Annotated in this window: 16 protein-coding genes; 9 read left to right on the forward strand and 7 right to left on the reverse strand. The window is 50.3% G+C overall.

Features of this window, described 5'->3' with window-relative positions:
• Positions 1-241: 241 nt before the first annotated feature.
• The gene (locus J3L11_RS11565) at positions 242-1999 is read right to left on the reverse strand and encodes a PDZ domain-containing protein (RefSeq protein WP_207571077.1); all 1758 of its coding nucleotides are present in this window, start codon (positions 1997-1999) and stop codon (positions 242-244) included.
• Positions 2000-2269: 270 nt separating this feature from the next.
• On the opposite strand from J3L11_RS11565, the gene hinT reads away from it, so the two are divergent.
• From hinT to J3L11_RS11585, 4 genes are read left to right on the forward strand one after another with little or no spacing between them, the layout of a single operon-like run.
• Positions 2270-2644 carry a purine nucleoside phosphoramidase gene (gene hinT, locus J3L11_RS11570; RefSeq protein WP_133037761.1) on the forward strand — a complete coding sequence of 125 codons (375 nt, stop codon included), beginning with the start codon at positions 2270-2272 and terminating at the stop codon, positions 2642-2644.
• Positions 2641-3138, forward strand: coding sequence for a PaaI family thioesterase (locus tag J3L11_RS11575; protein WP_133037760.1), 498 nt, complete (start codon positions 2641-2643; stop codon positions 3136-3138). Before hinT ends, J3L11_RS11575 begins: the two co-directional genes overlap by 4 nt.
• A 2-nt stretch (positions 3139-3140) precedes the next feature.
• Positions 3141-3596 carry a PaaI family thioesterase gene (locus J3L11_RS11580; RefSeq protein ID WP_189615960.1) on the forward strand — a complete coding sequence of 152 codons (456 nt, stop codon included), beginning with the start codon at positions 3141-3143 and terminating at the stop codon, positions 3594-3596.
• A 16-nt stretch (positions 3597-3612) separates the two neighbouring features.
• Positions 3613-4002: a DUF1425 domain-containing protein gene (locus J3L11_RS11585; RefSeq protein WP_207571078.1), complete on the forward strand. Its 390-nt coding sequence runs from the start codon at positions 3613-3615 to the stop codon at positions 4000-4002.
• A gap of 71 nt (positions 4003-4073) precedes the next feature.
• Here the strand turns inward: J3L11_RS11585 and J3L11_RS11590 are convergent, their stop codons facing one another.
• Positions 4074-4631, reverse strand: coding sequence for a cysteine hydrolase family protein (locus tag J3L11_RS11590; RefSeq protein WP_189615956.1), 558 nt, complete (start codon positions 4629-4631; stop codon positions 4074-4076).
• A 213-nt stretch (positions 4632-4844) separates the two neighbouring features.
• Complete coding sequence (locus J3L11_RS11595) at positions 4845-6077, reverse strand: MFS transporter (protein ID WP_207571079.1); 1233 nt, start codon at positions 6075-6077, stop codon at positions 4845-4847.
• 137 nt (positions 6078-6214) lie between these two features.
• Here J3L11_RS11595 and J3L11_RS11600 point away from each other — a divergent pair, with 137 nt between their 5' ends.
• Positions 6215-7150 (forward strand): LysR family transcriptional regulator, encoded by a 936-nt coding sequence (locus J3L11_RS11600; RefSeq protein WP_207571080.1) that lies wholly within the window; start codon positions 6215-6217, stop codon positions 7148-7150.
• A gap of 20 nt (positions 7151-7170) precedes the next feature.
• On the opposite strand, the gene J3L11_RS11605 is transcribed toward J3L11_RS11600, so the two are convergent.
• Together J3L11_RS11605 and J3L11_RS11610 are read right to left on the reverse strand one after the other, a co-directional pair.
• Complete coding sequence (locus J3L11_RS11605) at positions 7171-7458, reverse strand: helix-hairpin-helix domain-containing protein (protein ID WP_189615953.1); 288 nt, start codon at positions 7456-7458, stop codon at positions 7171-7173.
• Between the two features lie 126 nt (positions 7459-7584).
• Entirely contained in the window at positions 7585-8505 is a 921-nt protein-coding gene (locus J3L11_RS11610; protein WP_189615951.1) for a LysR family transcriptional regulator, read from the reverse strand.
• Positions 8506-8606: 101 nt separating this feature from the next.
• Here J3L11_RS11610 and J3L11_RS11615 point away from each other — a divergent pair, with 101 nt between their 5' ends.
• Both J3L11_RS11615 and J3L11_RS11620 read left to right on the forward strand, forming a co-directional pair.
• Complete coding sequence (locus J3L11_RS11615; protein WP_207571081.1) at positions 8607-9266, forward strand: DsbA family protein; 660 nt, start codon at positions 8607-8609, stop codon at positions 9264-9266.
• 27 nt (positions 9267-9293) lie between these two features.
• Positions 9294-10160 carry a Vmh family MBL fold metallo-hydrolase gene (locus J3L11_RS11620; protein ID WP_207571082.1) on the forward strand — a complete coding sequence of 289 codons (867 nt, stop codon included), beginning with the start codon at positions 9294-9296 and terminating at the stop codon, positions 10158-10160.
• 109 nt (positions 10161-10269) lie between these two features.
• Here the strand turns inward: J3L11_RS11620 and J3L11_RS11625 are convergent, their stop codons facing one another.
• Together J3L11_RS11625 and J3L11_RS11630 are read right to left on the reverse strand one after the other, a co-directional pair.
• Complete coding sequence (locus tag J3L11_RS11625; protein WP_207571083.1) at positions 10270-11538, reverse strand: O-acetylhomoserine aminocarboxypropyltransferase/cysteine synthase; 1269 nt, start codon at positions 11536-11538, stop codon at positions 10270-10272.
• Between the two features lie 102 nt (positions 11539-11640).
• Positions 11641-12423, reverse strand: coding sequence for a helix-turn-helix transcriptional regulator (locus J3L11_RS11630; protein ID WP_207571084.1), 783 nt, complete (start codon positions 12421-12423; stop codon positions 11641-11643).
• A 108-nt stretch (positions 12424-12531) separates the two neighbouring features.
• Between J3L11_RS11630 and J3L11_RS11635 the strand changes: the two genes are divergently transcribed.
• Both J3L11_RS11635 and gstA read left to right on the forward strand, forming a co-directional pair.
• Positions 12532-13533, forward strand: coding sequence for a bile acid:sodium symporter family protein (locus tag J3L11_RS11635; protein WP_189615937.1), 1002 nt, complete (start codon positions 12532-12534; stop codon positions 13531-13533).
• Between the two features lie 131 nt (positions 13534-13664).
• Positions 13665-14264: a glutathione transferase GstA gene (gstA, locus tag J3L11_RS11640; RefSeq protein ID WP_207571085.1), complete on the forward strand. Its 600-nt coding sequence runs from the start codon at positions 13665-13667 to the stop codon at positions 14262-14264.
• Positions 14265-14370: the final 106 nt, after the last annotated feature.

Genomic DNA, 14370 nt, shown 5'->3' on the forward strand with positions numbered 1-14370 from the left:
AGCGGAAATTTTTTGGGGTGGCGCATAGTAAAGCAATCTGCGCGTTTTGCGAAGCAGATATGCAGAACTCACGGTTTAGTTCGCCGAATCGGTGCTATGGCTGGCATAAGATGCCAGCGACGATGTTATTGTCTTGCGCGTGCCAAGTAATGAATGATGCCTGGCATGCTGAAAGCAAAAGAGTGGCTGGCACCACTCTTTTTCGGCACATAAGTGTTAGGCAAATCAGCGCATTAACCGACTAGTCCAACCAAGCTTTGGCCTGCACATCATCTTTTAAGATAAGTGACACCGTATCTTTGGCGGCGGCTTCAATAGGTAATTCTCCTGTCATCAGCACATCATCGCGGAACCAATGCAGGGTGATGGATGTTCCGGGCTGATAGCGTTGCAATGCTTGCTCAAATTGCGCGCTGACTTGCAGTCCATCAGCCGCAATCAATAGGTCTTTAGCACTGAGGCCAGCTTTATGAGCGGCGGAGCCGTTGCTGATACTGGTCAGGCGGATCCCAATGCTTTCCGCCTTATATTTAGCGCCAAAACCGACGGTGAGTCCGTCGATGTTGCCACCACCTTGATCGCTATTACCACTGCTGGTACGCAGTTTCAGTTCAACGCCAAATTGCGCGAGCAGCGAGGCCAGTGGTAAATCTTCTGTTTGGTGGAGCCAAGCAAATTCTGCAGTAGCATCACGGCCCAACAACTCGCTGTAAAGTTGCTGGTGGCTGTCATCAGCGGTGCCAAGGGCTTTTTGACCAAAACGTTGCCACAGGAGGCGCATCAGGTCATCCAACGATTTTTTGCCATGAGTTTCTAATCTCAGGGTTAAATCGAGGAATAAGGCAAATAACGCGCCTTTGGTGTAGTAGCTAACAATCGCATTGCCCGCATTTTCATCCTGTTTGTAGAACTTAGTCCAAGCATTAAAACTGGAATCACTCAGGCTCTGTAGTAAGCGGCCACTACCGCGATAAACGCGGGTAAAGGTCTGGCTGAGTAGTTCCAAGTAGCCTTGTTTGTCAATGCAGCCACTGCGGTAGGTCATCAAGTCATCGTAATAAGAGGTGATGCCTTCATAAGCCCATAACTGGCGGGTGTAACTTTCAGCTTGTAACTGATACGGCATAAAAGCCGCAGGTTTAATGCGTTTGACGTTCCAACTATGGAAATACTCATGGCTACAGAGCGTCAGATAGTTGCGATAGTCCTTATCCACTGGCGCATCCACTGATTGTGGCAGTTCATGGCGGGAGCAATGCAGGGCCGTGGAGGCTCGATGTTCCAAGCCTCCAAAGCCGTCTTTTAGCACTTGGGTCATAAACAGGTAACGGTCAAACGGCGCTGGCGTACCAAACAGTTGGATCTGGCTTTCACAGATGGTGGTTAAATCGGCCAGCAAACGCGGCATACAGCAGTAATGACGCCCGGTGAGAATAACATCATGACGTACGCCGCAGGCATTAAAAGTACCTATAGTAAAGGTGCCCATCTCTACCGGATGATCGATAAGTTCATCGTAATCCGCTGCACGAAAACGGCCAAACTGCCAGTCGTCGCCACTAACACGAGGTAACATGGTGGCTAGTTGCCAGTCTACTATTCCTTTGGGTGGCAGAATTTCAACTTCATGTGTTTGTTGCTCGCGACCAGCCACCGCCAGAAAGACGCTACTGCCGTTAAAGAAACCGTGAGTCTGATCCAGGTGGGCGGTGCGTACCGATAAATCCCAGGCATAAACCCGGTAACGCAGGTGCAGCACCTCGGCGCTGGAACTCACTTGCCAGCGTTGCTTGTCCAGTTGTTGTAGCGGCAATGGCCGATTGATTTCATCAAATGCACGGATATCGATAAGATTTTTGGCAAAGTCACGCACCATATAACTGCCGGGCAACCAAGCGGGCAGCCACAGCTGTTGCACCGAGGCGGGTTTATCAATACGTAACGCGACTTCAAACAGATGGGCCACCGGATCGATGGCGGTAATCTGATAACGGATCATGGGACGAGAATGTATGTGGGCTTAAGATGATGCCATGCTGCCAAAAATGCCCGCCGCCAGCAATCATCATTGCAGATTTTCAAAGTCTTATACTGTCCCGCTATGCTGCCAGTGTCGATGCTGTTGCTGCTGGTTTACAGCGTTTATGCGGCAATTAGCAACTGTGAGTCGGGTTTGGTCGCTCCATCTGTGATTGCTTCGGTTATAATGGCTAAACAGTGAAAAACTGTGATATTAAGGCTTTGAAAACAACACACCGGAGAGTGGACTATGGCCGAAGAAACCCTATTCAGTAAAATTGTACGGCGTGAAATTCCCGCCGATATCGTGTATCAGGATCATCTGGTCACTGCCTTCAGAGACATAGCGCCTAAGGCCCCAGTGCATCTGCTGATTGTTCCTAATCATGTGATCCCCACCATTAATGATGTGAAGGCATCCGACGAACAGGCGCTGGGACGGATGTTTACCGTGGCCGCCAAATTGGCTGAAGAAGCCGGCATTGCTGAAGATGGTTACCGTCTGATTGTTAACTGTAATGAGTATGGTGGTCAGGAAGTATTCCATGTGCATATGCATCTGCTGGGCGGTGAGCCGTTAGGGCCGATGCTCAGTTGCAAAAGCACCGACAAGAGCGATAAATGAAGACCAATCCAGAATTTTTTCCAATGACCGGCTTGGCGACCCGGTTTGTTAATCAGTTAGCCCAGTGTCGCCGCCTGGGGTTGCAGGTACATGAGGCCAGCGAACATCATGTGCTATTGGAGTTACCCTATAACGAGGCGTTGATTGGCTATCCCGACACCGGCGTGTTACATGGCGGTGTGATCACCACCTTGATGGATACCGCCAGTGGTTGCGCGGTCGTGTGTGCAATCAAGCAAAAATTTGCTTCATTAGAGATCTCCCCCACGCTGGATCTGCGGGTGGACTATATGAAGCCTGCGCAACCTCATAAACCCATATTCGGGTTTGCTGAATGCTACCGTTTATCCTCAAGTGTCGCTTTTACCCGCGGTTTCGCCTACCAGGACAGCATCGATGATCCAATTGCGCACGCCGTGGGCAGTTTTATGCGGATTAGCCCTGAAATGATAGGTGACGCGTTCCGACAAGCATTAATGGGGGATGAGCAGTAGCCATGAGCGAGAACAAACCTCAGATAAGCGATGTCAAAAGTCTGGTAGCCAAAGTCGCTGAAACCAACGATTTTAACTATCTGCTGGAACATGTGCCCTATGCCCGATTTATTGGCATGGAGGTCAATCGTTTTGGCGACGAACTGGTGTTTCGGCTGCCAGCAAAAGATGACAACATCGGTAATCCAGTACTGCCCGCATTGCATGGCGGGGTGATTGCTGGCTTTATGGAAATGTCAGCCATCATCCAGTTGATGGTGTTTATGCAGACCAGTAAAGTGCCTAAAGTAGTCGATTTTTCTATCGATTATTTACGTGCGGGGTATCATAAAGACTCTTTTGCTGAGTGCTATATCACTCGCCAAGGAAGACGTGTGGCTAACGTGCATATCAACTGCTGGCAGACTAATCGCAAACAGCTGATTGCCACTGCGAGGGCGCATTTTTTGATCGATTGATGAAGGAGTATCTAGAATGAAAACAGCTGTGCTGATGACAGTGGCGTTGCTGACACTTGGTGCCTGTGTAACCAATACTGCCGGGATTTATGCAAATTCACAGGGCGTTAACCGGGTTGATAATGTCAGCATTGGTCGCAAGGTGAGCCTAGAATCGATAAAAGCCTATCCAGATGGTGGTCAGTTGAGTGGCTATGCTACCTTACGCAGTCATACATCTTATAACCTGAATCTACAATATCGTGTGACTTGGTACGATGCCAATAACAACAGCATAGATGCTGAGAATATGAGTTGGGTACCCGTGACATTACATGGATTTCAGCAGGTACAAGTCAAGTCTACCGCGCCTAACGGGCGTGCCAGCTGGTTTGATATTCAGATCAGAGAGATTATTCCTAACTGATATTAACGCCTAACCCAAAAAACGTGGCCATTGAGCCACGTTTTTTATGCGGTTACTGCGTCCAATAGGCGTTATAACACTAATGTTGCCGGGTGTTGTTCTGTCAACACTAATTGAGCCGTTGGCACGGCGCGGATGGTAACGCCAAAGCTGGTAATCGCCGGTAGCGTGCAGTTGTGATGATGGCGGATACAGGCGGCATCAGCATGGGCTTTATCCAGTGTGGTATGGGCATCGGCTACCAAGTCTACTGAATATCCCAGAGCCGCTGCACGGCGTACCGTGGTGTCTACGCAAAACTCTGTGGCAAAACCACAAATGACCAAGTGGTCAATGCCGTGTTGATCCAGCAGCGGTTTTAAAATGGTGTTCTGGAACGAATCCGGTGTGCTTTTCTGAACAAATTGATCACCATGACGCACCAATAAATCCAGTTGCAACTGCCAGCCATCGCCGCCAGGCTCCAGCCCCGCACGCTGATGTTGAATAAACACCACCGGGTAACGTTGCGCGCGCGCCCATTCGGTGACTGCATTGATGTTGTTAATGGTTGCCTTAGCGCGATAGGGCAGTGGTTCTTGCTCGAAAAAAGCGCGCTGTACATCTATAACCAATACCGCTGTTTTCATCTGATGATTTCCTTTCGGTCAGCCACAATGACTTGCCATTGATGGCCAACCTGCTTTGCTGGGGAGATTGTCGGTGCGCTGAGTCGCACACGGTTGTCCAAATTACCCGTATGACCACAGAAAATTTGCGCTACTGGTCAAAAAAACAACTTGGTGGCCGCAGTATTTTGCGCGGCGTGAACTGCAGCCGGATTACTGTAAGTAAAATGTTACCTAAATCACAGTGTCACTTATCATAGTGCGCCGTTCTGGCAGCAACCGCAGTAGCAGCGCTAGTGCGGATACCAACGTGGCAAAGGCTATCACGGCCTGCCAACCCCAGTGGCTAAATAGCTGGCTGGCAACCAGACTGCCGCTGGTCATGCCGATAAATACTCCGGCTAGCAGAATGGCATTGGCTCGACTCATCGCATGGGGGGCGGTGTTGTAGATGATGGTCTGATGGGAGATCAGACACATTTGCACCCCCATATCAAAACTCACCGTTAGCACTGCCAATATTGGCAAATACCATGTGGTGTTAATCGCACTTCCCGCAAACAGCATCAGTAAAAATGATACGCCGGTCAGCAGTGCCCCAATCCGTGTCATGCGCTGTGGTCCAAAACGGTCGGCCGCTTTACCAAAAAAAGGTGCGGTTAATGCGCCAACTGCACCGGCAAGACCAAATAGGCCAGCGGCACTACTGCCTAGATGAAAATTCTGATAGAGCATTAATGCCAATGTGGTCCAGAAGGCACTGAAGGCGGCGTTTAGCAGTCCTTGTGCTACGGCGGCTTTCTGCAATTTGGCATGAGTCGCCAGTAAACTAAACATAGAGCGGTATAACTCACCAACACTCAGCGTACTGGCGGGGGTAAACCGCGGCAAGGCGCGCCATAGTAAAATCGTCACCAGTAACATGGCTGCAGCCGCGGCGAGATAAACACTGCGCCAGCCGAACCATTCACCGATAAAACCACTGATCACCCGTGACAGGAGTATCCCCGTCAATAATCCGGTCATCACTTGTCCTACAACTCGACCACGCTGACTACTGTCCGTCATGGCCGCCGCCGCGGGGATTACATCCTGCGCCATGGTGGCGGTGATCCCTACGATAAAGCTGGCCACTAGCACTAGTGCCAAACCTGGGCTAACTGCGGTAAAGGCCAATGCTGTGGCTAACGCTAGACCTTTAACAAGTATCACGTGGCGCCTGTCAAATTTGTCTCCGAGCGGGATCAACAACATTAGCCCAAGTGCATAACCTGCCTGTGTCAGTGTTGGTAATGTGCCAACCGTAGCGCTGTTCAGGTGAAAATCGTTGCCGAGCAATGCCAGTAATGGTTGACAATAATACAGTGAAGCAACGGCCATCCCTGCGGTCAAAGCCAACATGAAGATCAAATAACCGGGAATAGCCGGTTGTTGGGTGTTATGTGTATCGTGCATGGATTTCATCATGGTATACCTATTGATTTCGATGGATGTGATGATAATCCGCTGATATTTGCTGTGTAGATGGCTGACTGGTAATCTTGATATACGTAATGTGTATAAAACTGCTGGCGTGTTGTCTGACAACAAAAGGAAGTGCAATCATGGTCATTGCTAACGTACCCGACCGCATCGAGCTGATGAAAACCTTTATCCGGATTGTAGAGGCGGGTTCAATGTCTGCTGCCGCCAAACAGATGGCAACCACTCAGCCAACTATCAGTCGCCGTCTCCAAACTTTGGAACAACAGTTAGGCCTGAAACTGCTGCACCGCTCCACTCATCAGTTCCGTTTGACGGAAGTGGGGGAGCGTTATTATGCGGGTGCCAAAGAATTGGTGGAACGGTGGGACAGTTTTGACAGCGAGTTGACTGGGGCCATTAAGGCACCAGAAGGCATGTTGCGAGTAATTGCGCCGCATGCTTTTGGACAGGATGCACTGGTGGCACCCCTAGCAGATTTTATGCGGCAGTATCCTGATGTCTCGGTACAATGGCTGCTGCATGATGACCGTGCCATCAAGGATTTTATCGCTTCGGATATTGATTGTGCCATTCAGGTGGGGGAAGTGAGCGATGCGAATATGGTGGCGATTAAACTGGCCGAAGTTCCGCGCATCCTAGTGGCGTCATCAACGCTAGTGGCAACCTGGGGCGCACTGACGCATCCGCGACAATTGCAGCAGAAACCCTGGTTGTCGCTGCAAACTTTTTACCGTAATGAGCTGATACTCAGTCACCAAAGTGGCGAACAGTACACCTTGAAACTCACGCCCAGATTCTACACCGACAGCCTTTATGCCTTGTGCAGCGCGGCCGTCAACGGGTTGGGTATCGGTGTGGGCTCAGAATGGCTAGTTGCAAAAGATGTGCGTGCGGGACGGTTGCAACAGCTATTGCCCGGCTGGCAGGCACCGCCATTACCGGTTTATATCATCTATCCTTACGCGCGTTTTTATCCGGCGAAGCTTCGGTTGTTTGTGGAGGAGATGAAACGGCGGATGCCGCATATCATCACCGCCCTGACTGCCAGTGAATAAACGGCAAACGGTGTTCATCACTAGCGTTGATAGCGGGCTTTTCGCTCGGCCGTATAGTGCCACCAAGGGGCGGCATCCTCACCATCCACAAAGCGGGTAATGGCAATAAATACGTCAAGCACACAAGGATCTTGACGTTCCCCGGTCAACTCACATAACGCCAGATATAACGCGTAGGGATCGCGTCCATGCAGTTGTTGCGGCGTGCTAATGCCCAATCGTTGCAGATCGCCCGCCATGGCTTTGCCAATATTGGGCAAGTCGGTCAACTGTTTTACCTGTTCACGCACCACTTTTGTTGGATTCATGTTTCATCTTCACCGTGAGCGGATGACCGCGGTGGTTAGCTTTCTCGGCGTTGCGGCCACTTGAAAATAGCGCCCGCGCTGAGTGCTTATTGCCGCGTCAGCGTATCACATGGAAAAACACTGGCGCTATGGTGAGTTAATGGTCATTTGGGTTAACGCCTGCTGATCTGCTTGCCGCAGATAGTCCTGCAAGGCCGTCAGCAACAATTTCAAGGCTAATGGCTGATGCAAGCGACTGCGATAAATACCATAGATCCCCAGTAATTGTGGCGGGTAGTCGCCAAGCAGCGGAATTAGCTGACCACTTTGGATATAAGGCGCGGCATCTAACGTTGGCAACATCGCAATACCTGCATCATTGAGGATGGCATCCAGTAAAATGGAAGACTCATTGACGCACAAATTCCCTCGAATTGCCGCATCAATGGGCTCGCCATTTGGTGCTGTAAACGACCAGTAACCATCAGAAAAGTTACTATAGTGCAAACAGTTATGGTTGATTAACTGTGCGGGTGTTTGCGGCGAGCCATACTCGGCAAGATAGTTGGCACTGGCACATAGCACCGAACGGCAGTCACCCAATTTTCTGGCAATAATATTGGGATCTAGCTCGTTAGTGATGCGTAGCGCCAAATCGATTCGTTCCGCTACCAAGTTAACGTTTTGATTACTGATCTGTATTTCCACTTTCAGGGCGGGATGTTGCTTGAGAAACTGCTGCAACAGCGGATTCAAAATCCGCTGCGCGGTGAAATGGGCGCAGGAAATACGCAAGGTTCCCGCCACCGTTTGTTGCCGTTCCACTTGACTGATCCCTTCGGCGACTTGCAGCAGCGCTTGGGTTTGTAATAGCAGTTGCTCGCCTGCAGGCGTTAAGCTTAATTTGCGCGAGGAGCGATGCAACAAGCGCGTTCCGGCCCAGTCTTCCATTTCTGCTAAATAGCGACTGATCATCGGTCGCGACATCCCCATCGCCCGTGATGCGGCACTTAAACTACCCAATTCACAAATACGATTAAATACCTGCGCAGCGGTGATCCTGTCCATTCATCTGCTCGATTTAAGAAACAAACTATGTCTTATTATGGGGATTTTGTTGCTGAAAATGAAACTTAAAATAGCAGCATTGATTGAACGCAGGAGATTTCATGATGACTACAGCAACACAATTCACTTTGCACTGGATAATTGACCCGCTCTGTGGCTGGAGTTATGGCGCTTTACCGCTGCTACAAGCCACAGCCGCTGCATGGCCGAGCCACAATGTTTTGCACTCAGGCGGCTTGTTTATCGGCTATAGCCGCCGTCGAATCAATGCCGACTGGCATCAGCATGTCAGTGAACACGATGCCCGCATTGCGGAACTGACCGGGGCCGTTTTTGGTGATAATTATCGTGAGCACTTGTGCCGTGATCAGTCGGTGGTATTGGATTCACTGCCCGCCAGTGCGGCGATGCTAACACTGCAACAGCAAGATGATGGCGATGCGTTAGCGTTTCTGGCGGCAGCGCAGCACGCTTGGTATGTGGAAGGCAAAGATATCACTCAGCCTGCGGTATTGAGCGCCTTGGCTGCAGATTTGGCGATAGACACTGGACGGTGGCAACAAGCCAGCAGTGATGCGGCTAAAAAACAGGCCACGCAAGCAATTGAGCAAACGCGGCAACTGATGGTACAGCACGGTGCACAAGGGTTTCCCAGTCTATTGCTGCAACGCGGTGAACAATTTATCAATGTGCCGGTTAGCCGTTTTTATGGTGAGCCAGCAGCCTTAGTTAAGCAACTGCGCCAATGGTTATCGGCGTGAGCACAGCACCATCGAAAGGAGTAGCAAATGAAACATTTAGTTAAACTGTGGTGTGTCGCCGTTGTCGGATTACTGGCGAGTGTTGCCAGCGCCAATGGCGCGACATTGCAATTACAAACGTACAACCCCCAGCAGAATGGGATATTCCCCATCAGCTCGACTTTGATTAGTGGACCGCATGAAGCCATGCTGGTGGACGCGCAGTTCAGCACCCAAGATGGCGCTGCACTGGTAAAGCTCATTAAAGCAAGTGGCAAGCATTTGACCACCATTTTGATCACTTGTGGCGATCCTGATTTCTATTTTGGTTTGCAGCCGATAGTGGCGGCGTTCCCAGAGGCCAAGGTGGTTGCTACTCAAAAAGTCGTCGAGCATATCAATGCCACGAAAGCCGCCAAAATTGCGTATTGGGGGCCGCTGTTAAAAGCCGGGGCTCCAAGCGAAATCATCGTGCCGCAGGTGACTGATAAAAAGCAGTTTACGGTTGACGGCGTAACGGTAGAGCTGCACAAAGCCAATGATTATGGTGCATTTTTGTGGATACCGCAGAACCGTACAATTTTAGGTGGCGTTGGGGTGGTGTCTGGTCAACATGTGTGGACCGCAGATACCCAGAGTGTGGCTGCAAGACAAAGCTGGCGTGATGATCTTGATGCCATGTTAGCGCTTAACCCCGTAAAGGTGATCCCTGGACATTATATTCACACTATGCCAGCGGGGGTGAAGGCGCTGGAATTTACTAAACAGTACCTGCAAGATTTTGATGCCGCACTAAAAAGTGAACATGGTTCGGCGGCAGTAGTGGCGATGATGAAAGCCAAATATCCCACTTTGGCTGGTGAGCAATCGCTGGAACTTAGTGCCAAAGTCAACACTGGCGAAATGCAGTGGTAGTTCAGTGTGGTTGACGGTTGAGACCATTGCTGAGTATATAAGCAGAAAGCGCACTTAAAGTGCGCTTTCTGCTTGATAACCTATCTTAGGACAAGACAACCACTAGTGCTTAGGTGTTCAGCGCTTGATCCAGATCGGCGATGATGTCATCGATATGTTCAATACCAATGGACAGGCGGATCATCTCTGGTTTAACGCCAGCCTGTAATTGCTCATTTGGTGCCATCTGGCGATGAGTGGTTGACGCCGGGTGACAGGCCAACGTCTTGGCATCACCAATGTTCACCAAACGTTTAATCATCTTTAACGCATCATAGAATCGTACCCCGGCCTCGTAGCCATCTTTTAACCCAAACGACAAAATGGCGGACGGGGTGCCGTGCATATATTTTTGCGCCAGCGGATAGTAAGGCGACTCTTGCAGACCGGCGTAGCTTACCCAACTGACTTTAGTGTGAGCTTTAAGAAACTGTGCAACTTTGGCGGCGTTGTAGCAATGGCGCTCCATCCGCAGTGGCAGGGTTTCCAATCCTTGCAACAGTAAAAAGGCATTCATGGGCGATAGCGTTGAGCCAGTGTTGCGCAAAGGTACGGTACGGGCGCGGCCAATAAAGGCGGCGGCACCGAACGCTTCAGTATAAATCACTCCGTGGTAAGACGGCTCTGGTTGATTGAACACTGGGAAGCGGGCTTTGTGTTCCGCCCACGGGAATTTGCCTGAATCGACAATCACGCCACCCAAGGAGGTGCCATGGCCGCCAACGTATTTGGTGATGGAATGCACAACGATATCGGCGCCAAATTGGATGGGTTTGCACAGTACCGGGCTGGCAACCGTGTTATCGACTATCACAGGAACGCCTTGTGCGTGCGCCAGTTTGGCAATGTTTTCCAGATCGGCAATATTACCAGCAGGATTACCGATAGATTCACAGTAAACCGCTTTAGTCTGGTCATCGATAAGCGCCGCGAGGCTCTCAGGCTTATCGTCTTTGGCAAATTTTACCTTAATACCAAGGCTGGGCAGCATATGGGCAAACAGGGTGTAGGTGCCACCGTATAACTGTGGTGTGGAGACAATGTTATCGCCGGCCTGAGCCAAGGTCAGAATGGCATAGTTGATTGCCGCCGCGCCAGCACTAACCACCAGTGCGCCGATACCGCCCTCTAGCGCTGCCAGGCGTTGCTCTAGCACATCATTGGTTGGGTTCATCAAGCGCGTGTAAATATTGCCAGGAACCGCCAGATTGAACAGATCGGCACCGTGTTGGGCATTATCAAATTCGTAAGCGACGGTTTGGAAAATCGGCACCGCCACCGATTTGGTGGTGGGGTCAGTGTGATAGCCATAATGGATGGCAATGGTTTCATCTTTCATGAGGCAATTCCGTTAGCTATGAAGCCGCTATAAAAGCACATTAGCTGTATGCCGGAAAGAGGCCCATGTGCAAAAATCAGCAGGTTATCCTGAGAGGAAAGATCAAGGCTTAAAATATTGTCCCGGCGTTTTGCCAAACTGCTCGCGAAAAGCTGATACGAAGGCTGATACTGAGTCATAGCCACAATCGAGCGCGACGGTGGTGACTGCTTTGCCTTCCCGCAGCGCTTCTAGTGCTTTAAATAGCCGTAATGCTCGACGCCACTGCCGGAAGGTCATGCCGGTTTCTGCTTTGAACAAGCGACTGACGCTGCGGTCGCTCAGTCCTAGTTGCGATGCCAGTTGCGCCAGAGGAATTTGTTCATCTGCCGTTTGCAATTGCTGACACAGTGCCTGTAAACGGCGATCTTCCGGCATCGGCAGTTGCAATGGCGCTGATGGCAGTTGCGCCAATTGATCCAATAGCACTTGTGCTAAGCGGGCCGCCGGGGTGTCTGGCGCATATTCGGCGGGACTGGCGCTGAATTGAATTATCAGTTCACGCACCAACGGGGTAATTTCACATACCAGCGGTTGCTGCCAGCGCGGTTGTGCCAGTTGGCCGCTGTCAACATAGAGACTGCGCATCACCGCCGCGCCACCTGAGACCACTTCGTGCTGTTCCTGCGCGGGTAACCAAATCGCGTATTGTGGCGGTGCTACATAACGGCCGCGACGGGTATTGACCACTAAAATGCCGGACAAAGCATAAGACAGTTGCCCCCAGGGATGACTGTGCCATTCTGTCTGACTGCCGTTGTCGCTCCAAGATTCGGCTCGTGCATAAATGGGACGCGGCAACTCAGATAAAGTCGGGATCAAACGTTTTTGTCTTATTTTCGACATTCTATTGGTTTTTACCGTTAGCCGGAAAATAACAGCAGTTTACCCTATGGCGAGTGATTGTGCCTCACCCGTGGCATATGCGTTAGACGTTCTGTTTGGACAAGGATTATGAAACAGCTTGATGCGTTGTTGAAAACACTAAAGAAAGAATGGTTCCTGTTAGGAATGGTGGTGGCGATTGCCATAGCCGCCATGTTACCTGTGCCTGGTCACTCCGGTGGGGTGTTGCATCTGGAAAAGGTGACGGCTGTGGGCATTGGTATTATCTTTTTCCTGCACGGCATTGGTCTGTCGCCAGCGGCTATTCGCGCCGGGCTTAGTAACTGGCGTCTGCATCTTTTGACTCAAAGCACCACTTTTATCCTGTATCCGGTGCTATGGCTGTGCTTCGCTTGGTTGTTTAACCTGTTGTTACCTGCGGCCTTGGCGTTGGGATTCTGTTATCTGCTGGTGCTGCCGAGCACTATTTCTTCATCCGTTGCCATGACTAGCGTGGCTCACGGCAATGTGCCAGGAGCGATTTTTAATGCCTCGCTGTCAAATGTTATCGGCATTTTCATTACGCCATTGTTGGTTAGCTGGTTTATGGATGTTGCGGGTGGTTCATTGGATCTGACCCACACCATTATCAGCATCGCCGAAATGCTGCTATTGCCGATGTTGGCTGGGCAACTGTTGCGGCCCAAACTGCTGGGCTGGGTCCAACAACATAAATCCTTTACCGGTAAAGTTGACAAGCTAGTGATCCTGCTGATTATCTACAACGCGTTTTGTGATTCGGTGATGCAAGGCATTTGGCATGATTTCTCCGTGCCGATGCTTGCCACCACTATAGTTTTGTGTGTGCTGATCCTGCTGCTGGTGGTATTTCTGTTACAGCGGCTGACTAAAGGTCTGGGGTTCCCGGTGGAAGATGAAATCGCTGCGCTATTTTGCGGTACTAAGAAGACCTTGGCGGCTGGCGTGCCGATGGCTAAAGTGATTTTTGGTGCCGATCCACGGTTGGGAATGCTGCTATTGCCAATTATGTTGTATCACCCGCTGCAGATTTTTTACTGTGCGATTTTGGCCAACCGTTATGCCAAGCGACCACAATTGGCAGTCGCATAAAATTGTTGGATATCAGTAGCAATATAGTTGAATAACACTAACTTTGAGGTAAGTATTGGTGCGCTATGCGCCAGTCGCTAGACTGCTCCCGCTTCTTTTAAGAAGGTAATCAACAAAGGATTATTGTATTCATGAAACTTTACTTCGCTCCAGGTGCTTGTTCTCTGGTACCGCATATTCTGCTGGAAGAACTGAATCTAACTCACGAGTTGGAACAGGTGGATTTGAAAGCCAAACTCACTAAAAGTGGGGCAGATTTTTTAGCCATTAACAGTAAGGGATATGTCCCAGCATTAGCGCTGGATAACGGCCATGTGCTGACGGAAGTTTCAGTTCTAGCCCAATACCTATGTGATCAGCGGCCAGAGGCTGGGCTAATTCCTGTCAGTGGTGAAGCGCGTTATCAACTGTTGAGTCTGCTGGTGTATATCTCTACCGAAATTCACAAGCCTATGGGTTCTTTATTTAATCCTAATGCCAGTGAGGATGCCAGAAAGGCGACACAGGCATTGTTGACCCGTCGCCTTAACTGGATTGCTGCCGAACTCGGTGATAAAAACTATCTCACCGGAAGTTATAGTGCTGCCGATGCTTATTTGTTTACCGTGCTCAATTGGGCGCGACTGGTGCACTTTGATATGACGCCATGGTCAACGCTTCAGGCGCTCGGTGCTCGTGTTGCACAGCGTCCCGCGGTACAACGGGCGATGCAAGCGGAAGGTTTGCTGTGAGTTGACGCCGTCACGCGTAATGCCTGACAGTGGTGGCTATGATGAAAGCAGTGGCAGTGTGCCACTGCTTTTTATTATTTATTACACAGTTATTTGTTGCATGAGA

The sequence above is a fragment of the Shewanella sp. 4t3-1-2LB genome (assembly GCF_017368415.1).
GTDB lineage: Bacteria > Pseudomonadota > Gammaproteobacteria > Enterobacterales > Shewanellaceae > Shewanella > Shewanella fodinae.